Source organism: Desulfovibrio piger (assembly GCF_012843875.1).
Classification (GTDB): domain Bacteria; phylum Desulfobacterota; class Desulfovibrionia; order Desulfovibrionales; family Desulfovibrionaceae; genus Desulfovibrio.
Window position 1 is genome coordinate 15,826 of record NZ_JABAFY010000020.1, and the last position, 25,425, is coordinate 41,250.

Sequence of the window (25,425 nt, forward strand, 5' to 3'; positions counted from 1 at the left end):
ACCAATTCTTGACATTTTATACAATTATCACTACCGAAAATTAAAGCGAGGTATGGCTGCACACCCAAACTGTCACGCACAGACTGTTCAGCAACAATTTTAGGAGATCGTATATGGCTGAAATGTATATTAAATGTAACTGCTGTTATTACAAAGAAACTCTCAACAAGCGATTTTTCGTCAAAATCCTTGGTGGAGCCGTCAGCGGCTTCGGCTTTTATTCCTGGGTAGCATATCTTTTTGCCGGAACCGGTTTTGCTCTTGCAATTTGCGTCGCCATCGTCACTGGTGGAGTTGCTATGGCAGCTTTTTCTGACGAAATTGCTGAGTGGGTAAGTTCACGCTATGAATGTCCGGTATGTCATCAAAAAGATTGGAAAGTCGTCAAAGAATAACCCAGAATTCCAGACTAAATGAAAAGAGCCCGACTGGTCATCCCAGCCGGGCTCTTTTAGCAACTTATCCTTCCTGCCCCTCTTTTTCCATACGCTTCGCAGCTCTGGCTTCCTGGGCACGTCTGGCATTATCCGTCATCTTTGCGAGATATTCCCGAGCCATGAGTTTTTGTGTCGGCTCATAGCCACAAAGTTTTTTGTAGTCCTCTACGCTAATCTCGTGGTGGGCCAAGTGACGAGCAGTCAAAGTCAGAGCTTGCTTACCGCAAAGGCAACAGGTGATGCTTTTATCCGTAATGGCCGTAGCAGGAGCGAACTTCAGATCCGCCTGCGTATACTGCTTCTTCTGGGGAACAGGCTTCTTCTCGATTTCAGGGATCAACGCTACCTGCTTGACCGGAGCAGCCACAGGCTTAACAGGGGCTATAGGATCAGCCTGCTCCATGAGCCTTTTTTCGATCTCCATATTGAGGCGTTTGGCCTTCTCGTATTCAGCCATAACGTATTCGATAGGTTGATTACCATGTTTTGCAAAAATCGCTGCAAAAATATCCTTATCATCGAGTGCCATTTTTGTCTCCTTCCAAGTAAAATATAGGTGCCAGCTTTTTATGTCAAAAAAACTTTAATAAAAATATACTAAGCACAGATAATTAGCAATGAAAAAAGAAAGTATCCCCTTGCTTAAATCCTTGGAGAGTAGGCAGTGGACGGCCAGAGAAAAAGTCGGTATCCTTGCAAAAACAGGAGAAAGGATACCAGTTATTTTAAATATAGGAGCATATCGATTTTTCTTCTATTCGAATGAAGGAAATCCGACAAAAGCTCCGCATATCCATGTAAGAAGGCAGAATGGCGAAGCGACAATTTCTCTTGTTGAGCCCTATGCTGTGATGCTCAATGCAGGATTTCAGCACAGGAGCTGCGCAAATTTGCAAGCTCGTCCAGAAAAACGGGAGATCCTGAAGGGAGCCTACCATGACTCTTTCACCTAAGACAGTTTGGTTCGATGAGGATTCCATGTGGGGTGGTTTGAATGATGCCAGAGTGATTGGCGTTCCACTTGCTGGTTTCCTCGCCTGCTTAATGCGGCAAAGGCTGAACGGGAACAGTATGAACTAAGCTCTTTCGGGATCCACTGGGACCACTTGAATGAGGATATCTCTGTGGAGGGACTTCTTGCTGGGCAGGGTGATCTCACAAAGACTCCTACCCAAATAACTTAACTATTTGCAGGGATGACAGCAAAAAGGCTCCTGGACATCATCTGCCCAGGAGCCTTATCAGGCCAGATTCTTTATTTATTCGAATTCTGCAATCGTAAATTTCAGCTGCCGGCTATTTTCTCGCACTGTGCGCTGAAGTGCGGTATCAAATCCTTTAGGATTATCCGTTTCCGCCTGGATTTCCAAAGTGATGGTAACGGTGCTTCCCGAATATTCATCCAGATGCTGGATAACCTCATCAAAGATGGACTGGGTATCGACTTTCCCCATCATGGGATCTATGGACACATTGCCGATAAAACGGCGTACCACTTTTTCCCGGGTTGTGGCCTCTCCTGTTTTACCAGGTGTGGGACGCGGTTCTCCCCCACCGGAAGCTCCAGGGTTGGGCTGAGGACCTGTATCCCCACTGCTGATGGATGCCTGCTCTGCCTCATAAGCCACAGCGCGTTCAGAAGATATGAGCAACGTGGAGGAATCCAGAAGAACGAGGTGGGGTTTCCCGAAAATGAAGCCCAGGAATTTTCCTCCCTCCTCTCCCTGTGCAAGAGCAAAGAAATCACGGGATCCTGTAGCATCGCTCAATGTCTGCGTAAAAACCCCCTTGTTGCTCAGGCGTGGCAGATAGAGATAACGACACGTTGCCTGCCAGACATCCAAAGCTTTTTGCAGGGATACGCCATTCTTCCAGAACCAGTTCTCCAGCTCATTCTTGAGGTGAATGGGTGCCCAGCGTTCGATGACGAGCTCGTTTTCGCGCAATTGCCGCTCGATCTCATCCATCAGCTTGGTCGCACCACTGGGGATGGCGATTTTTTCCCAACGTGTCTCAGCCAGATTCTGCTTGCCGCAGTAAGGCACCAAAAGCCACTTGAAGGCTTCCGTAACGGAACACTTGGCAACGTTGAACGCATTTTCCGCAGATTTCTGGACATTTTTGATCTGGAGCGTATCCAGCACCAACCGCTCTTCCGAACTGTCCGCAAGGATGGACTGCCATGCCAGATAGGTTTTGATCTGATCGACAAGCCGGGAAATCGTATCGTATTCCGGTGCCAAGAAGATGAGCCGGTTCCGGTTTTGCCGTGGCAGATCCCCCCGCTGTTCCAGAATGGCCTGGGCCGCAGCTTGGGCATTGTTGTCTATGGTCTTGCTATAGGCATCACGTGGGGGCAGAACCACCAAGCGCAACTGCTCATCATCAGGGATATCACTGGCAGGAGCAAAGATGTGGCGTGCGGCAAACATCCCCTGTCTCAAACTCGTATGCAAACACTTCTTGATAAAGGGCAAGGCCTCTTCCATCCCATAGCGTCCCTTGCGGTCTTCCATCTCCCGACGCAGGTTGGGATGTACATTGAACCAGTATTTGTCATTCTCCGAATTCAGATAATACAGCCTGTCCTGCAAGCGCTGAAGAGAATCACGGAACAAGGCGATGGCAGTGGACGGCAGGGCTGCCCCCAGATAAACGCGCTTCTCGTCGATACCCCGATACGCGTTACCACTGCCCAAATTACCCGCTGCAGCTGAGCCCAGAAAAATGGTACGCGCCACTCTGCGGCAGGACTGGATATTGCCAAAACGCGGCTGCGACATATCCAGCTGTACAGGTTGGGCATTATCCCCATCGATATCTTTGTCCACTACGGGGTCCCAGCCTTGCGGCAGGTAGTAGATGATGTCTGCTCGCGTTCCGGTATCATACAGGGGCAGGCTTCCGGGCATGATAAGGGGATCACTGCTGCTGTCTTTCCACAGGCGATGGATGACCTTGGCCATGAACTTCAGCACGCCACGTGTACGCTGGAAATGATCCAGGGAAGACCAGTCTTCATACAGGCGGTCAAAAACTTCCGGATGGATGGGATAGGCCGCGCGCAACCTGGCGGCATAACGGCTTTCCTGGGTCTCCTGCGGGAACGAGTCGGGATTGGCAAGATAGAAATCCACAAAGGCCTTGCAGACTTCATCCGCAGCCTTTCTGTCGGTGACTTCGGCAAACAGACGGCGACGCACGACTTCAAAGGCTTCTTCCGCGCCCACAGGTTTCCACAGCGCCTGTACACGGCCAAAGGTATGGGAAAGCATCTCCAAAGCACGCTGTCCGTTGGCATCCCCGGCCTCTGTAGCGGACTCCGGCAAGGATGCCAGCAGGACAGCATTGGGGACCCCTTTCATGGCTTCTGTCAATGCCTGCACAAAGCTCAGATTGGACGAGAACGTCCCCCCGGACAACGGCTTTTCGCTGAATTGGCGGATATAGGCCACAGCTTCGTCCATGAGCACGATGCACGGTGCGGCCATGCGCAGCAATTTTTCCAGCACGTCCTTGCCAGGAGATGTCCCGGCCTTGTCCGAATCAGCCAGCAAAGCATAGCCTTCCGGCCCAACCAATTGCCACGCCAGCTCTCCCCACAGCGTATTGATGGCCAGACCATCGTGCTCCACAGGCTGATTGGGCGACATGCGGATACCATCAATGACCGCTATACGGGCACGAGGCAATTCCATCAGGCCAGCGGCATCCAGCAGCGCCGGAATCCCGGGCAGTTCACTCACAGGACAGGTAGCTGTAGCCAGGTGATAGACGGCCAGCAATGTATGGGTCTTGCCACCACCAAAGGCGGTCTGCAACTGGATGACAGGATCCCCTCCCTTTCCGGAAAGGCGCTGCAGCACGGAATGCAGCAGCAGCTTCATGCCTTCGGTAATGAAGGTACGCTGAAAGAAAAGCGCCGGATCCTGATATTCTTCCGTAGCTGTCCCACTGTGGACACGGGAAATATCCGCAGCAAATTCCGATTGCTGGAACGTACCGCGCAGAACATCCGAATGGGGCGTGACCAGTTCACGCCAAGGTTTGAGCATGGTCATGGCTGCACCGTCCACGGTATCTGTGAAGGCATGTCTTGGCTGCTGACAACAAGAGCGTGAGGATCAATAGCTTTAAATATCATCTTGAATTTTTTCTGCAAGTCTGCCGGAGTAAAGCTTTGAGGAAAAAGTTTTGATGGTTTTCTGGGCTGCTCTCCCTGAAAGACAACGCGAACTTTAGACACCTTGAGTGCGAACTTGGCAAATTGTTGTTCTCTGTCAGTGGAAGCATTGACGCTAGTCGGTAAGAGTGCTGCAAGCGTAGCGAAGACTTTCTGCCATATTTCTTCGTATAGCGGGAGAGATTTTTCTCGCCTTTTGCGACGAAAATCTTTTACTTCTATCAGCCAAAGTGTTGCCCCATTCGGGGAGATCGCCACGATATCGACTGCCTTGATTCCATCATGCATTTTGAGAAAATGGTTGCGATAAAACGTCAAGTCATCAAATTTCGTTGTTTTCCAACCAGTTGGGAAGACAAAAGACAGTCCATCTACATCTTCTTTGACAGGCATCTATTCCTCTCCGTAGGAAAGCTCCATATACCGATCAGACTGCTCGAGGTTGGCGTCTAGTGCAGCAATATCGCCGATATCGTTGGAACTGTCTCCCTGCTGGATCTCTACGACGCCATCTTCGGCAAAGTGCAGACCAAAATAACGCGCATTCTGTAATTGCTGCTTTTCCTGCAATATTTCCAACTCGCGCAGAAGGAAAAGGCTGTGTGTAGCTATTGTGACCTGCATAATCTTACTGAGTTCCACCAGAATTTTTGCCAACTTTGCCAGCAAGCGCGGATTCAGATTGGCCTCTGGCTCATCCCAGAAAAGGGCAGAACTTTTACGCAGCTCGCCATTCATCATCAAGTAGGCCAACATCCCAAGCTTTCGCAGGCCCTCAGCAACAAGCTGCGCCTCAAATTGTCCGGCACCGTTTTTGGCCAGGAGGTAAAATCGATTTTCCTTTTTTACAACGGAAAATTTAATGATATCTTCAAGATCATCAATGAAGTTGGACGTATCCCCCGGACGTTTGCCGCGCAGCGGCGCAGGATTGAGTGCTTTGCTCAATGCCAGGTAGGTGCCATCAAAAGCCAGCTCTCTTTTTTCCAAGGCACCTTGAAACCCTTCAAAAATAGAAAGAATTTCCTTTGGCGGGATAAAAAGTGTCGAGGACGACAGCTGTTCATACTGGAACGGGCTTGCCAATGATACCTTTTCAGAATGGCGAGTGGAAAAGGAAAATTGCAACTTTCCTTTCTTGCCCCATAGACTTTCAATAGAAGCGGTTGAATGACCGTGAACGCGCGAAGCCAGTCGCCCCAGTGTTTCCGGTCGGAAAATATCAACAAGACTCTGTTTAAACGAGCGTTCTGCCACTTCATTGGGCGGTATTTTTTCGCCAAAGGATTCCAGGGTACAAAGAATGGCATATCCTAGCTTCAGTAAATGGCTCTTGCCCGTGCCGTTTTCGCCAATGATGACATTGAGGCCCGGCGAAAATTTCAGCCTGGCTTCTTTGAATACCGTAAAATTCTGAAGTTTCAGTGTCTTGAGCATTAATTATTCTCCTTACAGCAGCGAACCCTGTTCAGGCTGCGGCACAGATGCCTGGAGCGACGCCTGTTCGATATCTGACCAGGCGACCACAAGTTCATTGTAGGCGCGGGCATCGTCCGCCCAGCCTTTACGTTCACACAGGGTATACAAGCGATAGGCCAGAGCGCGTATGGCGCCGGTCTGCGTGCCGCAACGAGCCAGCAACGCACCGGCGGCCCCTTCCCCATGCAGGTTCAAATGGCGGATCAGTTGGTGCAGGGATTCCCAGACAGGCTTGCGTGCATCATGCACAGGGTCCCAGCCATCCGGCATTTCCTGCCAGCGCAACAGGCGTACCTCTCCCCCACCGGATTCAGCCACACCTGCCTGAGCCAGACCAGCAGCACTGGTGCCCTTGGCACGTGCCAGCACATCGGCTTCACCAAACTTGCCAGCCGCCCAGCCATTGGCTGCAAACCAGTCAAGGCAAAACATGGTATCATTGTCAAAGTCATCATCTTCGCCGAAGAAACGGTTGATGATGCGCAGGGCTGTCTTGACGCTCATGGGGGAACCATCCGCTTCCAGCACAGTTTTATATTTGCTGAACACAGCCATACCGGGACCGATGATGGCCTGGGAAAGGTCTACAGGTGCCACAGGAGAGTTGACGCCGCCACGCGTCATTTCTTCGAAGGCCACAGGCAGGACATCATTCAGCTCACGCAGAAATTCCCGGCGACTGATACTCGGCGCATCGTCAGGACGTTTGCGACAAACCAGCACGATGGATGAGGCAAGGGCATTGGTGCCGGAGCTGATCATGCGATTTCCCAGCTCAGTGCGCATAGGCCATGTCCCGCAAATGGCAAAGCCCGCCCGCAAGACAGCTTCCAGAAAAGTCTCCCAACCTGTACTGGACGTGCCAGAATCAACCTGTGTTTCTGACTGTTTGAAGGCATAGTAAATAGTGACCGGAAAAGCCGGATGCGCATGCTCCGCCAGATTGCGGATAGCCTGGCTCATACCCTGCAAAAAGAAGGCTTCCGCTTCTTCCTTATTTCCATGACGGTAAGGGGTAGCTACCAGCTCTTCCGTTTTGGGCACAGACATGGTGCCATACAATCCTGGGAAAATTGACCGTAACGTGCGACGCATCCAGACATAAAAAAAGTCAGATAAATCTGCATAGCCGATATTATCATAGTACGGAGGGTCTGTTGACACTATCTTTCTTAAACTTACATTCTGTGTCTGAGCATCAATTTGCACTGCACTAGCAGGAACATTTTGAGGAAGGCTTTGAAATGATTTAACAAGATTTGAAAGACTTGTTCCGTAGTCGCCAGCAGCTCCTGCAAATACATTATTTTCAGCAAAATCCCAAATCATAGGAATTGCTTGTCTTCCAAATAAATTTCGAACTTGAGTTTTTGTCACCTCCCAACGACAAAGTGCATTACAAATATCAGTAAGGCGACTAACTGCCAGCCCTAGATACACCCCAACAGCCTCGGCATAGGCTTGTGCACCCGTACCGCCAGCTTCCAATCCCAGGCCGTCATCACCCATACCAGCAGCAAGGGCATCCTGATGGCAACGGATGATGGCTTCCTGAACCAGGTCAGAAAAAGTCGTCAACGCCACAAGCTGACGCGGTGTGAAGAGGTCGCCCCACTCTTTCAGGCCGTAAGGAACACAGGTTCCACCAGTCAATCGACTAGGAACTTCTCCATGAGGTCTCCACTGAGGCATGGCCGTACTGGCGAGTTCTTCTTGCTCTGGTAAAGGCGAAAGATAGACACGCCCTCTTTTTCCTTCAGCCACGATAGCCATGAGCCTCGCCCCAATTCTCTGGACTTGCCCTTCTGCTTTGATATATTTTCCTTCGATGGGAGACTTTGACAGCAAACACAGAAAATTTGCTCCTCGTCCAGATGACTTGGTACCCCTCTTCGCCGCTTCCGGCGGTTTTCCCATGCGTACCGTAAAGCAATAGCTGTCGCCATCAACCACAGGTTCCACCCAGGCTTCCTTGCCTGCTTTGGACGACAGCACAAAGGTGGAAGCCAGCGGCACATCCACATGGGCAAAGGCAGGGTTGGGGCTTTTGACCGTGCGTGCCCACAGCCAGGCGATAACGGTCAACTTTTTGCCTACATATTCCTGCAAATCAGGACGTTCCTGTGCCATATCTGCCGTGATCTCCACCTGCGGGTACAGATGCCCGATGCGTTTTTGGGCTTCTTCACGCATCCAGTGACCATAGCGGCGCACATCTTCCGCAAGCCCCTGCGCACCTTTCCAATCCGATATGGGCAAGGCTTTTTGCGTGGAGGGAGGGACAGGCCCCACAGGCTTGCGCCCCGCGAGCCTGGGAGGGATCTCGATCATGGCCTTGTTGATGGTCACGGCCACAGGATTGAGGTCAGAGGCCCAGGCTTCCAGCCCCAGACGCTGCGCTTCCAGCGGCAAGGCCCCACCACCGGCAAAGGGATCATGGAAAGCGGGCAATTTGTCAGGATCGAACAGCTCCGCCGCCTGTGGATGATCCCGATTGAGCTTGCAGGTCTCCTGCCAGGACTTGCGGATCTCGGCCCGTGCCCGCTCCAGCACATCCTCGTTGGTGGTGTTCTCCCACTTCACCAGGTCTTCGATGATACCAAAAAGACGCTCCCGCTCTCTGGCCGCGGCTTCCTTGTTCATCCCGCGCTGATACTGACGTTCATAGCCGGGATCATTGACCATCTGGGCAAAAATGACCGCACGCGCCGCCGCCAGCGGACGACGTGCCCACCACAGATGCAAGGTGCTGGGATGCCCATGACGAATGGACTTTTCACGCGCTGCCGCCGCGTTGATGGCATCCAGGGGCAGGGCCACTTCAATGAGCTTTTTGGGGGTCTTTATGGAGTGCATGGGTTATCCTTGAAAGGCGATGGAATGGAGATAGTCTTCCGCGTATTTTCCAAGACGACAACGAATGGTCGTAAAGTAGGCTGGCCATTTTTTTGAAAAATACTGGTGGACAATCGCTGGAAGAGCAACATCAGGCCTTTTACCAGCTTTTTTTTCTTGTGCAATTCTCTGATTAAGAAATAATAATACGGTCCTTCGATTAGCACGAAGTCTATCGCAGTTTAGATTTAAGCTATCAATTGTATTCTGTACGAGATCTTTTGTTGTTGCCAACTTGTTTCCAGGGATAAGAACTTGAGAACAAGCACTGTCATCAGGCTTAAGTTCCCCTGAGCCACCATCGACTTTAAAAAGATTGGGAAAAGCTGCAAGTTGGAGAGGATTCATAATCAATCCCTCACATTGAATAGATAGTCTCCCTGTTTGTATCAGGTAGTTTTTATACGAATCACAGCTTAAATTATTAGGATGGGGATATTTTTTTCTTTTATTTTTATCAGTCTTGCCATTACAGGCTGCCAGCATATTTTGCCAGTCAAGATGCCAATTCTTTCCCGCAGATACCGTATCACTTTTTTGGTGAAAATGTTCTACCCGGCAAAAATTCTTAATCGTCTGATGATGAAGACTACATTCACAATAACAACAAATGTTGCCTTGTTGCTTCATACATTTGTAGCGACAGTGCCTGCGCAGTCGTGCAGGAACTTTTTGCCATGTCCCTAAGGGGTGTTTTCTCCTGTATTTCCTGAGTCTGCGAGGCTCAATTTTCTTATTAATCAGTTTCATAACCAAGCTCCCACTTTCTGTTCTCTATATAGAGATCAATTTCTGTGAGTAGCGGCTCCTCATCTCTATAATTCTTATTTAATTTACTCCGAAGTTCCTTGGCCCTGGGAGTATCCCACTGATCTTCATAGACAAGATTTCTATATTCCTGAAGTGCAATAGTATACTCATTTTGGGGAGGACGGAGGTTTACATCAAATATCCTTTTTAAAATTCGTGACGATTCTGCACCTTCAGTTCCATGGGGAGCATCGTAGACGACACCCTCATCAAGAATACGAATATTTTTTGAAGGGATAGAAGAAATTACCTGAGGACTGTGTGTCGTCACGATGAACTGGACTCTGGGGAAGGCCTTGCGCAAATCAGAAAGAATGGTTTGCTGCCATGCCGGGTGCAGGTGCATATCCACTTCATCGATCAGCACGATACCGGATGTTTCCTGTGCGGCGTTTTCGCCCAGTGCGGGATTCAGCAAAAGGCACCTGTAGGCAATATCCGCAACAACAGCAAAGATGTTCCTGATACCGTCACTGAGCTGGTCAACGCTGAGTTCTCCCAGGGTCTCATGACTCAGCGTCAGGGCGTTTTCCTGTGTAGAATAACGGATATCTTTCCAGCCTGTCAGATCCGTTATCACAGCATTGATACAACGCTGCACCACTTTGACAGGGATACGACGTTTCTCGATCTCCTCGCTGTTATCGATATTTCTTTCCAGGGCAATGATCTGCGCATCCCGATAGGATTTAAATATCTGTATATACCATTCCGCGAAATATTTGAACGTCGAGGAAGGATCAAGGCATCCTCTGTAGCCGAAGGTTCGGGAAAGGCTGTTGTCATCCCTGGCATCAGACATGAGCTTACGCATGTTCCACAGACGACCAGTTCCGTAATAGGCCACTATGGGCAGTTGGATATCCTGCCCAAAGTTCTCCGAGAAGATTTTTTTTTGCAGCGCGGCTGCCTTTTTCTTCAGCTCCGAAGTTCCCTGGCCGTCTTTCGTCCTTGTTCGCCTGTCGATACTGTCACGATATCTTCTGTCGGAGATAAAAGATGTCCTGGTATGCAGGGTGAGTTTGGCACTGATCGAGGCAGGCAAAACGGGTTCCATATTGCCGGCTTCTGTTTTTTTTCGCAGGATATCGCAAACTTCGATACCTGTAGGCTCATTTGTCTGCTTTCCAAGATCAAAACCGGACACATACGGCCACAAAAGTATCTTTATGGCATCAAGGACCGTACTTTTTCCCTGGCCATTTTTGGCAACAAATACCGTCAGGTCATCTTCAAACGTTGTTTCCATGTTTTTAAAACAACGGAAGTTTTCTATTTTTATCGACTTGATATTCATTATTGCCATCCCAAAAGATCTTTGATGGTGTAGTTCACACTGGCGACGCTCATTTCCGGTTCCTGCGTGAAGGGCTGTTGCACATAATGCGGCCCATCCACACGCTCTCCATCCACGAAGACGATAGCAAGCCAGAATTTTTCTTGCTGGTTCAGGGCGGCACAAATCTCGTTGTGGCTCACTGTCACCGTCGTTTGTCCTGCGGCACGGCCTTTGACCTCGATATGCCGATCAGGCAGCAGGGAACCATCGGCAGACCGGGGCGGTATGCTCGTGATATCCCAGCCACAGTTCTGGGCAGACACATCCACACATGTATACCCTCGTGCCTGTTCTGCCTGAATGACAGCCTGCATGGCAAGCTTTTCTATCCGTTTGCGTGCGGCAGCATCGACACTGTGCAGCGTGACGGAAGAGTCATGTCTCCGCTCTGCCAGCAAACCGGCAGGGATGACAAGCGCCCCACCAATAGCTACAGGGGATGTAGAGACAACATGCTTCATGGCATCCAGCTCAGCTTCTCGCAAAGCACGCCGGTCGCGCAGCTCTTCAAGGATTTTGCGTGTCTGCTCTATCTTGAGCCGCATATCTCCGCCCTGCTCGGCTTTTGCCTTATACTTGAGCAGCAAATCCTGCTGAAAGCTGGCTTCTTTGGCCAAGCGAACGCGCACAGCATCGCGAATCCTGTCGGCCTGTTTGCACCTCCGCTGACTGACCTCTTCAAAATGCTGGGGAGCAAGGTCGTCCGAGGCGTAACCGATAGCCATTTTTTCCAGATCCTGACTGATCCAGGGCGATTGGAGGATGTCTTCGATAAGCTCTCTATCCTCCTGGGGAAACGGCTCATATGAAAGATAGGGTGCCCAGCCCGCATCCAAAGCCTGGCCATCCTGTCGCATTTCAACAAACTGGATACGCCGGGAGACGATGACAGATGGATCTTTTTCTTCACGAATGGTATGGCTGAGGAACAGCAAGACCCGGGGAAGGACGCCATCATCCTGAGGATCGAGGAACACACAGCCCTGTTTGAGCTGATCACGCCCATGTTCCAGAACGGCATCCAGAACGGCTTTCATCAAGGGATGACCAGGGTGCATGAGCTCCGCCATAGGAGCGGATACGCGAAACGGAAGCTGAATCTGTTCTTTCTCAAAACAAATACGCTGATACCTCGGCAGGATACGACTATTTTGCTGACGCAAAGAATCTCCACGTGACCTGAGCAATTCCGGTACATGCGTGATTTCGTATCGCTGTTCTTCCCGAGGATGTACGATACCGCGCAAGTAGCGGAACGCATCCATGAAAAAAGAGCGCATGTAATGTGGCTGGAGCTTGCGAGCCTCAGCCTTGTCCATTTCTTCCTTGACGGCGAACAAACGATCCGGAGTCATCAGCTCCTTGCAAAGGGCACTCCTGTCCAGGATATCCCGCAGGCGTTCAGTATCCAGTGCCCCCTCTACCCGCTGATGCAGGTAGGCCATTTTCTCGGGCTGTTCCCCGTAGCGGATAGCCTCGATCAACAGGTCTTTGAGGCTCTTTTCGTTGAATACTTCCCCCAGGATATCAAAGACCCGACCACCAAGCGCCTGGCGCTCCACTTCCAGCTTGTCAAAAAGTTTTTTGAAAACATCGCCTTCGCGGGTCCCGCTCGCGATCAGATTCCACAAATGGCATATCTGCTGCTGGCCGATACGGTGGATACGTCCGAATCGCTGCTCCAGCCTGTTGGGATTCCAGGGCAGATCATAATTGACCATCAGGTTGGCATTCTGCAGGTTCACCCCTTCGCCAGCGGCATCAGTGGCAACCAGGACCTTGACCATTTTATCATTTCGGAATTGGTCTTGCACATGACGCCGGGCTTCACGATTGACTCCACCGTAAATAACGACAACGGCATCTGGCGCCCCCAACAGGTTGCCGATCCGATCCGCGAGATACCTCAGGGTATCCTTGTACTCGGTAAAAATGATGAGCTTGCGCTGGACACCTTCACTATCGCGCATGAACTCATTCTGCTGGAGCAGACAAGAGAGCTCGTCCCATTTTCTGTCCTTGCCAGAAAGAACGACTTCATGAGCCTGACGTTCCAGGTCTTCCAGAACAAGTATCTCGGCTTTCAGCTCTGCCTCAGTCCGGGAGGCTGTCGCCTGATCGACAAGCTCCTCCTCCACCTTTTCGAATTCTGCGGCATCCAGAGCCTCTTCCATTTCCCATGCGTCATCCGGCATATCGCTATTTCGCCAGGACAACGTGGTCTCCTGCTTGTTCCGCAGCTCTTCCAGACGTTTTTCCAGACGCTGCTTACGGCGTCGTAACGTTTGATAGATAGCTTCCGGGCTGGAGGCCAGACGTCGCTGCAGACCGGTCAGTGCAAAACCAACCCGACCACGATGGCTGCCTTGCAATCTGTCTGCTTTACCCATCTCCTCTTTCACGTAATGGGTGACCGCCTCATAGAGCTCCTGCTCCAGCTCAGACAATTGATAGTTGAGGGCATAGGCACGTCGCTCAGGGAACAAGGGCGTACCATCAAACTTGACCAGATCTTCTTTGACCATTCGGCGCATGATATCACTGACATCGACCTTGGCCGTCGTCCCTTCCCGAAACTTACCGTAAAACCGCTCCGCATCGAGCAGGGAGAGAAAAAGCTGAAAGTCCTCTTCCTTGCCATTGTGGGGCGTAGCCGTCATCAAAAGGAAGTGCCGAGTGCGCTTGCTCAGCAGTTCACCAAGCCTGAAGCGCTGCGTCTTACTGACCTTATTGCCAAAAAAGGAAGCCGACATTTTGTGAGCTTCGTCCACAATGACCAGATCCCAGGAGGACAGCCACAATTTTTCCTGCAAATCTTCAGCACGAGCCAGCTGGTCCAAGCGGGCAATCAACAAATCATGATCATCAAATGGATTACCACTATGTGACAAATCCAGCATACGGCGATCAAACAATTCGAACTGGAGTCCGAATTTCGATGACATTTCGTCGTACCATTGTTCGCTTAAACTTCCCGGAGAAACGATCAGGATGCGCTTGGCATCCGCCCTCATGATCAGTTCACGGATAAGAAGCCCCGCCATAATAGTTTTACCCGCACCAGGATCATCAGCGAGGACATAGCGAAGTGGCTGCCTTGGGAGCATCGACTCGTACACCGCAGTGATCTGGTGAGGTAACGGCTGAACATTGGATGTGTGGACCGCCATCATAGGGTCAAAAAGATAGGCAAGACTGATACGACAGGCCTCAGCGGCTCGTTTAAAATCTTGTGCTGGAACAGAGAAATTCCAAGGACGGCCAGAGTCTGCAATCGAAATATTTGGCTCGTCGATACGAGTCAACATTCTCTCTTGTGGTACTCCGTCACGCTTATAATACAATGTCGCAGAATTTTTACCAATGAGCTGTAGTGCTATGACTTCACAACACTTTCCCTGCTCAATACCTGTCAAAATCTGTCCACACTTGATATCCTCAAGGCGCATATCAGCCCCCTTAGCTCCGTAAAACGATATAAATAGGCTAACATAAATCACTACAAAAATCGAGAATATTTACTAATCTTTCAGTATTTTATATCATGAGTGCTGTAGGAAATATGCCCCCGAGATAACTTACTGCAAATGAGCGAATACACCATGCAAAGCTTTCCCATTTTAACTCCCCAGGACACGCAGTTTTCCTTTATTAGAAAATATACAAACAGAGATAATAATTTATGCTTTGAGATATCTGATACATTGAATAAGCTATATTTACATTATACAGAAGAATATATAGACAGCCTAAACATAACTGCAGAACTCATAAATAAAAGACAAAAAATTTGCACTACATTTATATTGAATCCAATAAAAATCATAAAAGCCATTACCCAAAGAGAATATATTCCCGAGAGTGCATATAAAGTTAAAATCAGAGATTTTGAAATATATATCAAAGAAAGTAAGTCTTCTTTTTTTGAATATACCCCCAATATTGGTTTTTGGATAGAAAGTTTACAGGCCCCTTCTCTATCTGGTCAGAAGGTATTTGGCTTTGATATTATCTCATTTTATGCGCACCTCAACTCCAAAAGCTACAGTGCATCCATAGAAGAGTTGTATGACTATATCAGCACACATCTGAAAACGGAACCTGACACACAAAGACCAAAACATTTTTACGTCCAAGAAAATAATCCAATTTATTCAGATAAAGACCTGCTTGAAGATACGTTTTATTGTCATTTTTCTTATTTCCATACACGCCTCGTCAACAATCATGGTACATATATTGGAGATTTTTATGGAATCAAAACTTGCGATAATGAATTTGTGCCTGCGTACATTACACTTTGGAGACATCACAACAGCCAAATATATTTTAGAATTCCCACACCTCCATCTATCATTGCATACCCTGAAGAACCTGGCAATCTACAAAAAAAAGATAATATTTTAATCATAAATAGCTGCAATGAAGATAATGTTGAATATCTCTATAATGTATTAAAGAGCGACCTTAGCCGAAAAGATTATACTGTTGCCCTATTGCATGGTGGGATAAACAATATATCAGATGATGCAAAAAATCTAACAAATAAAAATATAATTTTTTTATTTGACGATAGTTTTGACTACTCACAGGCTTTAGAGGCATCAAAAAAGCTAAAAAAACTCCATCTACCATACGAATTTCTTGACATTAGATCTGAAATCATAATGGAGACTTTTCATTCAATAGATACTGTCCTACACGAGCTAAAAAAAGATAATACTACTGTTACTTTGCCTAAACAAAACATGATAGCCTCTCCCAATGATAAAATACCTGGATCCACAAGAAAGTCAATTTCTCTCCTTAACCCAATCATTGATACTAGCAGTATTATTTGGCTCTACGCAAAAGAAAAAGCAGGAAAAACAATTTTAGCATTAACAATTGCGCAAGCAGTTGGAATGGGACATAGATCTATCGGTCCTTGGAACTCTTGTGAACCACAAGATGTTCTTTATATTGACGGGGAAATGGCTGGACAAAGAATAGATGAGACTATAGGAAAAATTATACGCGCCTACGATATTTCTGGCCATGAGAAAAGAAGTTTTTCTGTGTATTCATTTATAGAAGAAGATATTGATTTTTCGACAATACTTGATAAAGAATGGCAAGAAAAGTATATCCATCAACTTAAAAAATTTAAATTAATCATCATTGACAATTTTTACAGCTTAATTTCTGCGCATGACCCAACTAATTTTATCAAGTGGATGAGAGGGTTAACGAAAGAGGGAATCTCTTTTCTTGTGGTAGACCATACAAATAGTGAAGGAGAACTGCAGGGGAGCATCACAAAAAGAAGAGCAATGGATTTAGGAATAAAATTAGAAGTACTGAGTAAAGATGAAATCCTTGTCGAGTATGTTCATGATAGATATAATAAAGGAAATGGTGAAAATTTTATTTTTATAAAAAATTTCACAGATTCCTCTATGGCTTTTATCGAGAAGCCAGCTACTAGTATTTGTACGAATGAAACAGAGAAAGATATTCGATTAGCAGCAATTTATATTTGTAAAAAGAACAAAAGAAAAAATAATGAAACGGCAAGAATTCTTGAAATAGGTGAATCGAAAGTATCAAAGGATTTAAAAGCACTAGGATATAACCACGATCTTAAAAGTCTGCAAAATATTACTAACGAGATTAAAGAACGAAGAAAAACAATCGAATATATTCTGACAAAATACGATAATAATGAGGAAAGAATCCTGCAAGCCTATAAAAGTATAGTGAATAGATAATAAATTTATGTATTTTTAAACTGTACCCCAAATGGACACCAACAAATGGATGGAAAGATGTCCATTTAGAGCCCATATTCCATTTAATTGACAAATACGTTTAGTCTCTATAACCTTATTTGAACAATTTGGAGGCTAAGCATGGAAGGAAAGCAGATCGGCTACATCCGTGTCAGCAGCACAGATCAGAACACAGCCCGGCAACTCGATGGTTTTCACTTGGACAAGGTCTTCACCGACAAATGCAGTGGAAAGGATACTTCCAGGCCACAGCTGGTTGCTTGCCTGGACTACCTCCGTGATGGGGATACGCTGCATGTGCACAGCATCGACAGACTCGCTCGCAATCTTCAGGACCTTTTGCGGATCATCGAGAGCTTGAACCAACGGGATGTTTCTGTCTCCTTCCACAAGGAAGGACTCACCTTTTCCGCAGGCAAAGCGGAAGACCCCTTTCAGAGGCTCCAGCTCCAAATTATCGGCGCAGTCGCCCAGTTTGAACGAGCCATGATTCGGGAGCGGCAGCGAGAAGGGATTGCCATTGCCAAAGCCGCAGGGAAGTACAAAGGACGCAAGCCATCCTTCACACCAGAGCAGGCAGAACTCGCTCGCAAGATGGTCGCTGATGGGCAGAGCAAAACGGAAGTCGCAGCTTATTTTGGGGTGAGCAGAACTACCCTCTACAAGGCCTTGCAGCACGTCGAGAGGCATTAGGTCCCACTCTCCTCCCTCAATTTTCCCTTGTAGACTGCCCCCTAAACAGGCATCCTGGAATCTAGGGAAATATGGAAATTATTCCAACAACACACTTAAATATAATGATATTTTTTTGAATTTCCCATCAATTTTCTAGAAAATTTTCTTTCCCAAAGTCCACATCATCCGCCTTTAGCGAAGTCCTCCCAGCAGCAGCATATCGACGACATGGCTCTCCCCCACGATCTATCGGTTCCTCTTGGCTGGAGAGCGCTTCTACCAGATAGGCTGTCTCTCGAATGGCTTCCTCGTGCCCTGTCAAGGCAGCAAAGGGAGAGAACTGGGCAGCTCTGTTGGCTCTGGGCATACGGGGATACTTGGACTCAGGACGTGGCAGATTGATGATATCATCGTACTTGTTGCTCATGCCTTGTGCCCTCCTATCTGCTGGTTGCGTTCCCTGGTCGTTGCTCCCTCTTCCAGGTTCATGCCCTTCAGCAGGGCATTTTTGCCATAGCGTTCACGGATCTTCAGGATGGCCTCCTGTTTCTTGCGTTCTTTCTGGAGCTGTCCCTGTTCCTGCTCTTCCCGCTTCTGCTTTGTCGCATAATCGGTAAAAAGGTCAAGTTGCCTGGGCTTTTTGTCTTTGCCTATCTGGCTTTCATGCAAGACATGGGCTGCTACCAAGTTGATACGCCTGACCAGCAACTTTTGATCCACGATGCGATCAAAAAGCTCCAGAACAGCATGTGTCATCCGTCTGCTGGAAGATGTGAACTGGCCCAGATTGACCGTACCATGTCCATGCTGAGGAAGCTGTCGCCCATAGCTGTCCGTAATCACCAGACCGGTATAACCACGCTCAGGAGACAGACTCTCGATATCATATCCCACCGTCAGTACCAGCTGATCCGTCACCAAACGCTTGCCCACCAAATCCAGAGCAAGCGAGTCCACCATCTCCTTGACCACCAGACGAGCTTTTTCCACCTCATAGGGAGAATGCAGCACTTGTCCTGAACCTATGCTCCTGGAAGATGGCTGGTATGCCTTAATATCTGCCATCGTACACGGTTCATAACCCCAGGCATGATCTATCAGCAGCTCTGCATTCACCCCAAACAGACGAAAGAGTAAATCTTCGCTATGGATGGAATAGCGGGCAATATCTCCCATCGTTTTGATGCCGTACTTTTCCAGCTTCTGGACATATCCTCTGCCAACTCTCCAGAAATCCCTCAAGGGGGTGTGATGCCACAACTGCTGGCGATACGACATCTCATCCAGACAGGCTATACGCACACCATCCTCATCTGCTGCTACTTTTTTGGCCATGATATCCATAGCCACTTTTGCCAGATAGAGATTTGTGCCTATACCTGCTGTAGCTGTGATACCAGTGCTGCGTAGCACATCAAGAATGACGGTCTTAGTGAGTTCATGTACGGATGTACGATAATTTTTCAAATAGGAAGTAGCATCGATAAAGACCTCATCGATGGAATAAACATGGATATCATCAGGAGAGAAATACTTCAGATATACGCTGTAAACTCTGGTACTGTGCTCGATATAGAGAGCCATACGAGGCACAGCTGTCAGATAACTTATGGCTAGGGAAGGATCAGCAGCTAGCTCAAGAGCATCTGAGGATTCTCCCGTGAATCTCCTCCCTGGAGCTTTCTGTCTGCGCAAGGCATTGGCTGCATGTACCTTCTGGATGACCTCAAAATAGCGTGCTCTACCTGGAATACCATGAGCTTTCAATGAGGGAGAAACTGCCAGACAAATGGTCTTCTCTGTCCTGCTGGGATCAGCTACCACTAGGTGAGTAGTCAACGGATCAAGACCACGCTCCATGCATTCCACAGAGGCGTAAAAAGACTTGAGATCGATGGCTATATAACTGCGTGCTGGCATATGAATCATGCTGCTCTATCTGTATCTGGAGGTTCTTCGGAAATTCTATCTATCATCTTGATATTTTTACTAGTCAGCGGCAAAACTATAGCAAGAACAAAAAAATTTCCAAGTGATAAAACATATTAGTTTGATAAAATATTCGTCAAGGAAAGATAATAATGTTTTTATCTGAAAATATAAAGACCAATAAGATGAAAATATATTATGCAGATGAATCCTCTTGCAAGGATAAAATTGATCTTATACAGATAGTTTTTCTCCCGTAATACTGTGATGATAAAACTCAACAATAATACACTCTATCATTTTTGATGAATTTTACAGGGAAGGAGATAACCTATAAAAAGACTATCTCCTTCCACTATTTATATGTGTATATTTATACTCTATTTAAAACACGAATCATTTCATTTACTTCACCTACTGTTGCCTTATCAAACTCATGATCGAACATTTCTTCACACAAATGTCCAGCATGTACTTTCTTCTCCTCAGCCAAATCTATAACATAATCCTTTTGACCTGTATCAGCCATTTCATCATCACCGATATTTTTACTTTTAGCTGGAGGTAATGCTATTGCATCAGAATTCTCTTGAACTATCTTTGCAACATCTCTATGCTCTTCATCTATTGGATTAGAAATTATATACCTTATTTGTTTTTTAATCTGTTCCTGAGCGTCAGCTCTAGCAGCATTGATAATTGTAACTGCATTACAGGTATCAGCTGTGCTTGGATTTGCAATACCGTAGTTTGAAAGTGAAACGTTATTAGCACTCAAAGATACAGACACGATAGCTGTATACTGATTTTGTACAGATGGGAACTGACGAATCGAATAATTATAAGAGCTTTTACGAGCCATGATAAACTCCTTTATGATGATGGATATTGGAATCTATATTTTCGTTTTAGGTAAACGTGACATACCAAAGTTTCTCTGTCCATCATAGAGAGGACCTTTGGTATATGCTTTTGCCAAATATAAAGCCTGCTGTTTCACCTCATCTAATCTTGAATCAAACTTTTCAACATCAGATGTCCTGGTAATCATTTTACCGTTATAATCCCTATTGGATTTCTTCGTGCAGTAGTCTATCAATCCTTTTGAATCTCTATCTATATCTAGAGTAGAATTCCAAATTGTCTCAACACTTTTAAAGACATGGTTATAAGTTTTAACTCTAGTTCCATCTAACAAGAACAAGCAATGGTAGTGAGGATGATCACTTTTGTTTTGTTCACGTACCCAAATATAATACGGATCACATTTACGACGTTTATACTTTTTGACCATATGTGCCATGCAATCAGATATATTTTTTGATGAGGTATCTCCGGTATAATCTTGAGGATATCTAACATCAAACCTGATGGATAATGTTTTACGATGATTGTCTGCATAGAAGTCTAACAACTCATTGACACTATTTTTGATATTATCCAGATACTGTACGTTTTTGTTTTTCATATTTCCACCCCACATTTAGACAAAGAACATAAAACAATAATGAGCCAATACTCTGCAAATATGCTGATGACATGTTTGCAGTGTATTGGATAAATATACTTCCACATTCCATATTGCTTTTTTGTTAAATCAATTACTTTTCTATATTCAACATTCAATCAGCATATTTAGTTGTCGTTTTAATGTTTAAACAATTACTAACCATTTCCCATATAAAGTTACTATTTTAATATATTATATTAGTATTACATACCCCCTATATGGTTAAGTGTTATAAACCTTAAGAGCAGAGACCATGAAGAGTAAAACTTCATATTATGTATGTCCGAATTATTTTATACATAAAAAAAGAGCACAGCTTAATACTATGCTCTTTTTTTATTCTCATTTGACGAAAACTATATCACAAAAGTAACCCTCTTATATAAACAGAGAGCCTTCAAAGCTTACCTATGCACCATAGCTGACTAGCAGTTTGAGGAGAGGGGACAGCATTTTTTATCCGATTTTTCCGCTAAAAATTCGCTCTACACCATTTTTCCCCTGATCGAGAGAAGATTTCCATAGTTTGAACCGTCTCTTCGGATCATAAAGAACTTCTATGGAATCCTTGTAACGCTACTTGCATGTCTGCTTCTGAAGGACATTATTCTAATACAAACCTCAAAGGTGTTCTCATTCTCTATTCGTCTACCAGAAGCTCAGTTCACTCTCGCTATGAGTCTCCCCTTCAAGTAGCAGTGATGCCCTCTTCTGTACGGCAATTTCAATATACTTCAAACGCTTTGAAGAAAGGTTATAACGAGGATGTTTCTTCAGCTTAAAGTTTAGGAGATGTCGTAATCCTTCACGATGTCTTGACTTCATACAAGACTTAGCTACAGAGAAAAAGTTGCTGTAACACACTGGTGCTTGGACATCAGTGAAATTAATAAAATCATCCTTACTCTCCATTTCTATGGGAGAGGCAAAATTAAACAATGAATTCCCGTGATCAAACAGCGGTGCAGGAGCTTTGAGAGTATTTGTTGCAGCATCCACAAGGAAACCAAAGTTTCCAAAGTGGCGATCAGTATTGGCAATGACAGCATCAAAGACGAACATATCCTCCAGCATATCCCTATACTTAGAATCAAGCGTTCCATAGTAATCGATAACTGCCTGCATTCCTCCTTGCTTTACAATATTGCCCACAGGAACAAATGAAATATCCTTGCTTGTGAAAATTTCACACTTTGAGCAAAGTCTCGATTTCCATTTGGCGATATTATACTCGATTGCATTCACACCGAGTATCTGGGCAATCTGCCATGCATAGTATTCTGAATAGGGCTCATTTCCTGTATTTGATACCCCTACAGTACCACCTTTATAAAGGTATATTTTACCAGATTGCCTGCGCCAGCACTTCGGAAGCATACCGTTCGTTGTAAATTCAGGACTTGATACTACAGATGTACGAACAGAGCTGCCATAGCCGGTAAAAGCAATATTGGCTAACAACTCACTGAATTTATTGTCGTAAAGATTGCACTGGTCAAAGGTTTTGGAATCCCCTTCCCGTACAACCCAGTAGCTGTCGTTGAGAGAAAGCCCCTTGCTGACATCGATGATGCCCATTGTGCTATTCGCAGATAGACCGATCTTTGCCAGAAACGAATGGATGTACGCTCTGTTCCTGGGAATCTTTCTGTGCTTCAGCCAACGGGCAAGGCCCCTATCCGACACTTCCATTCCAAGCGGCATGAGTGACAGAGCATCCTGATCTATGCGCGTTATGGAGATCTCAGGAATATCACCGGTATCCTTAGCGAAAAATCGAATCAGCTCCCTGTCGAAGAGCTTCAAGATGTAATCAGCCATACCTGCTCCGTTTTGGGCTACTCGCTTGCTTACCTGAAATTTTTTCCATGTGTCGAGCTGTGCACATCTGCACGCAAAACGCCTTTCTTCCTCTCCTCCACCTGGATGAGGAAGCTCCGTGAACCATCCCCCCAATTAGGGGATACCACAAACCCTACACACTCTATGCCTCGGATATACCACGTTTTCCTTAAATCAAAAAGCGTGCTGTTCCTCCCCAATGTCATGGTCTTACGAATCCAATTTCAGCAATGTTTCTCTCGTGCTCCTCTGGAGGAGTCCGGCTAATGGAACGAACTTTTTACCTGGTTGAAGAGTTTCCTGAATTCAGGCCTTTTTACTGACGTTATCTTTACAGTTTCATGGAGCTACGTTATCTTATTCTCGCCATTTGAAGAAAACGAGTATAAGTAAATTAATGATTACTTTTTATATTACATCATTTACTTCATAGAAAAACATGTCTGCTTCATGCATATTTGATAAATACAATTCCTCTGAGATTTTTTTTATCAAATTACAATAGTCGGCATATTCTTTTCCGTTGAAAGAACTATGGGTTTTATGTCCGAAAGTTACGCCTGCTTTTTGTGTGAGTACAGTAAAAGGTATGCTATTTAATATAGCAAAATCTTTTGAATTATATGAAATCATAATTTCTGTGATGTAATTCACCCCAACACCTCGAATTTTTTTTGCGCGTTTCTTTGCTTCCGAGAAAACATAATCCGCACATTTTGATTTATTGCACCGGATAAAACGAACTAGCTCAATAAATCCCTTATAAGATTTATAAATTGATGTTTTTCTTCTCTGTAATCCTCTTGAATACCAAATCTTTAATACATCTTCGAGCAACGGAATGAAATCTTTTTCAGTCAAAGAAGGTTCGTCTGCAATTTTATTCAATATTTTTACGGCATCGCAATATGACTTTTCTCGTATCGAAAGATCATCTTTTAATTTTTTTTGTATTTCTTCGGTAAGGCACTTCTCTAATCTAGCATAGTTAACATCATATCGCTGAGGAATAGAATTTATTTTTTTATTATAAACTAGCTGCTTATCATAATAGATTCTATATTGCTCAATTACCTGACGAGTTACTGGTATAGAGTTTGATATGTAAGTATTAAATGTTGATATTGATTGTTTCCAAATATCAGAATTAAGTTCACATTCAAAGCTAATCGATATCTCGTTATTTGAGCTTATTCCTCCTTTGGTCATATTTGCAGAACCTAAAATAATTTTACATTTTTTATCTGTTTCAAATAAATACATCTTTGGGTGAAAAATACTGTCAGCTAATTCAGCTTTGTAAAGATACAACTTTGATCTTTGATATTTTTTTAATAAATTAAGTAGGCTAGCTAGAGCTTCAGGATCAGTCAGTCCGAAGTTTTGTCCTGCGATAATGTTGAGCTCACCATTCTTGGAGAGAAATATTTTTAATGCGTCTATAATAAGGCTTAAACCTGACATTTTTAAAAAAGCAACTGAAATGTATGCTTTTTTAAATGTTTTCAGGCAGTCACAGAGTTCATTTATGTGGCTTTGTGCGTCGTTTAAATTATTAAGGATTTTCATTTTCTTCTCCCAAGAATGATTGCGGGTTACCCAGTATTGTAAAAATTTTAGATACTATTAGAGATTTTCTTCTGAAATGTGCAGATAAATACATTTTGACAAGATGTTCTTCATTAATTTTGATAGCGTTACTTTATCCATCCGCACTACAAGTTGATAGCTTCTCCAGTTTGTCTACAATATATTTTCCATACACACAACTTATTTTTAGGATCAACACTACCGTATTTCATAGAGTTCGATAAAATAGCATCGCTAAATGCAGGTTTTTCAAGTGTATTTTTGCAATTTCCATGATTTACTTCAAAACATACCCCAGAGGAACACCAACGAGGCTTACTATATCCCTATTGATAATCCTAGTGTGTACAAAATTATAGCTATAGTCTTTTGTTATGCAGCCAACCAGGAGAAATTAATCTCGTATAAAATGAACAGGATTTGAATTTAATTTACTCCTTCAGTCAGACAAAGATTCGCGTAATCAACTCGGTAGCGATCTGACGACTGCTGATATTCCCATGATTCAACCCAAAAACTTCGGATATCCCTTGGCACAAAAAGTCTTCATGACTAGTACGCTTCAAACAAGCACGCTGGTACTCGACATCGGCATTAGTAGAGGCATCTAACAAAAATCGTTCGTTTCCATACTCTAGAATTGAAATAAGAAAATATATGCCTGATCAAAATTTCACTGAAATTCTGTACAGACAAATATACTCTACAAAATTTCTGTAAAAAAATAAACTTTATCTTGTACTATTTCCTGCAATACTATAACACTAAAAAAAGTGTTTACTTGGAAAATTTTATTTTTCATTAACGGCTTGCATTGGAATTTTTAGTATTCCCGCCCTCGACACCAATTAGAACTCATTTCATAATTAATGGGCAATTTTTATAACTTTCTCAACAAAATCATAGAAAAAGCAAGGTGGACAAGAGCCGTAAAACGTTCAACGCACCTTTCCCAACGAGTTATT

Annotated in this window: 19 protein-coding genes; 5 read left to right on the forward strand and 14 right to left on the reverse strand. The window is 45.3% G+C overall.

The window, feature by feature from the left end:
- Positions 1 to 113: 113 nt before the first annotated feature.
- Complete coding sequence (locus HF854_RS06705) at positions 114 to 395, forward strand: hypothetical protein (RefSeq protein WP_168935603.1); 282 nt, start codon at positions 114 to 116, stop codon at positions 393 to 395.
- 64 nt (positions 396 to 459) lie between these two features.
- On the opposite strand, the gene HF854_RS06710 is transcribed toward HF854_RS06705, so the two are convergent.
- Complete coding sequence (locus HF854_RS06710; protein WP_168935604.1) at positions 460 to 966, reverse strand: MucR family transcriptional regulator; 507 nt, start codon at positions 964 to 966, stop codon at positions 460 to 462.
- An 88-nt stretch (positions 967 to 1,054) separates the two neighbouring features.
- On the opposite strand from HF854_RS06710, the gene HF854_RS06715 reads away from it, so the two are divergent.
- Entirely contained in the window at positions 1,055 to 1,390 is a 336-nt protein-coding gene (locus HF854_RS06715; RefSeq protein ID WP_205906060.1) for a DUF4160 domain-containing protein, read from the forward strand.
- An 84-nt stretch (positions 1,391 to 1,474) separates the two neighbouring features.
- Entirely contained in the window at positions 1,475 to 1,621 is a 147-nt protein-coding gene (locus tag HF854_RS12695) for a DUF2442 domain-containing protein (protein WP_240937681.1), read from the forward strand.
- 75 nt (positions 1,622 to 1,696) lie between these two features.
- Here HF854_RS12695 and HF854_RS06725 read toward each other — a convergent pair whose 3' ends face one another.
- The 7 genes from HF854_RS06725 to HF854_RS06755 are packed head-to-tail and all read right to left on the reverse strand — an operon-like array spanning position 1,697 to position 14,592.
- Positions 1,697 to 4,498: an ATP-binding protein gene (locus tag HF854_RS06725; RefSeq protein ID WP_168935605.1), complete on the reverse strand. Its 2,802-nt coding sequence runs from the start codon at positions 4,496 to 4,498 to the stop codon at positions 1,697 to 1,699.
- Entirely contained in the window at positions 4,495 to 5,013 is a 519-nt protein-coding gene (locus tag HF854_RS06730; RefSeq protein WP_168935606.1) for a hypothetical protein, read from the reverse strand. The genes HF854_RS06725 and HF854_RS06730 overlap by 4 nt, the downstream gene beginning before the upstream one ends.
- Complete coding sequence (locus HF854_RS06735; RefSeq protein ID WP_168935607.1) at positions 5,014 to 6,057, reverse strand: AAA family ATPase; 1,044 nt, start codon at positions 6,055 to 6,057, stop codon at positions 5,014 to 5,016.
- 12 nt (positions 6,058 to 6,069) lie between these two features.
- Positions 6,070 to 8,955, reverse strand: coding sequence for a DUF1156 domain-containing protein (locus tag HF854_RS06740; protein ID WP_168935608.1), 2,886 nt, complete (start codon positions 8,953 to 8,955; stop codon positions 6,070 to 6,072).
- Positions 8,956 to 8,958: 3 nt separating this feature from the next.
- The gene (locus HF854_RS06745; protein ID WP_168935609.1) at positions 8,959 to 9,744 is read right to left on the reverse strand and encodes a retron system putative HNH endonuclease; all 786 of its coding nucleotides are present in this window, start codon (positions 9,742 to 9,744) and stop codon (positions 8,959 to 8,961) included.
- Positions 9,731 to 11,101 carry an AAA family ATPase gene (locus HF854_RS06750; protein WP_168935610.1) on the reverse strand — a complete coding sequence of 457 codons (1,371 nt, stop codon included), beginning with the start codon at positions 11,099 to 11,101 and terminating at the stop codon, positions 9,731 to 9,733. Before HF854_RS06750 ends, HF854_RS06745 begins: the two co-directional genes overlap by 14 nt.
- The gene (locus HF854_RS06755; protein WP_168935611.1) at positions 11,101 to 14,592 is read right to left on the reverse strand and encodes a helicase-related protein; all 3,492 of its coding nucleotides are present in this window, start codon (positions 14,590 to 14,592) and stop codon (positions 11,101 to 11,103) included. The genes HF854_RS06750 and HF854_RS06755 overlap by 1 nt, the downstream gene beginning before the upstream one ends.
- Positions 14,593 to 14,730: 138 nt before the next feature.
- Here HF854_RS06755 and HF854_RS06760 point away from each other — a divergent pair, with 138 nt between their 5' ends.
- Both HF854_RS06760 and HF854_RS06765 read left to right on the forward strand, forming a co-directional pair.
- Positions 14,731 to 16,893 carry an AAA family ATPase gene (locus HF854_RS06760; RefSeq protein ID WP_168935612.1) on the forward strand — a complete coding sequence of 721 codons (2,163 nt, stop codon included), beginning with the start codon at positions 14,731 to 14,733 and terminating at the stop codon, positions 16,891 to 16,893.
- 141 nt (positions 16,894 to 17,034) lie between these two features.
- Positions 17,035 to 17,607: a recombinase family protein gene (locus tag HF854_RS06765; protein ID WP_168935613.1), complete on the forward strand. Its 573-nt coding sequence runs from the start codon at positions 17,035 to 17,037 to the stop codon at positions 17,605 to 17,607.
- Positions 17,608 to 17,734: 127 nt separating this feature from the next.
- Here HF854_RS06765 and HF854_RS06770 read toward each other — a convergent pair whose 3' ends face one another.
- The 6 genes from HF854_RS06770 to HF854_RS06795 form a co-directional block, all read right to left on the reverse strand.
- Complete coding sequence (locus tag HF854_RS06770) at positions 17,735 to 18,016, reverse strand: hypothetical protein (RefSeq protein ID WP_168935587.1); 282 nt, start codon at positions 18,014 to 18,016, stop codon at positions 17,735 to 17,737.
- The gene (locus tag HF854_RS06775; protein ID WP_168935614.1) at positions 18,013 to 19,509 is read right to left on the reverse strand and encodes a Y-family DNA polymerase; all 1,497 of its coding nucleotides are present in this window, start codon (positions 19,507 to 19,509) and stop codon (positions 18,013 to 18,015) included. Before HF854_RS06775 ends, HF854_RS06770 begins: the two co-directional genes overlap by 4 nt.
- A 382-nt stretch (positions 19,510 to 19,891) precedes the next feature.
- A complete protein-coding gene (locus HF854_RS06780; RefSeq protein WP_168935615.1) occupies positions 19,892 to 20,380 on the reverse strand; it encodes a hypothetical protein in 489 nt (162 codons plus the stop codon).
- 33 nt (positions 20,381 to 20,413) lie between these two features.
- A complete protein-coding gene (locus HF854_RS06785) occupies positions 20,414 to 20,986 on the reverse strand; it encodes a YagK/YfjJ domain-containing protein (RefSeq protein WP_168935616.1) in 573 nt (190 codons plus the stop codon).
- 690 nt (positions 20,987 to 21,676) lie between these two features.
- A complete protein-coding gene (locus tag HF854_RS06790; RefSeq protein ID WP_168935617.1) occupies positions 21,677 to 22,849 on the reverse strand; it encodes a HipA domain-containing protein in 1,173 nt (390 codons plus the stop codon).
- Positions 22,850 to 23,278: 429 nt separating this feature from the next.
- Complete coding sequence (locus HF854_RS06795) at positions 23,279 to 24,439, reverse strand: phospholipase D-like domain-containing protein (RefSeq protein WP_168935618.1); 1,161 nt, start codon at positions 24,437 to 24,439, stop codon at positions 23,279 to 23,281.
- Positions 24,440 to 25,425: the final 986 nt, after the last annotated feature.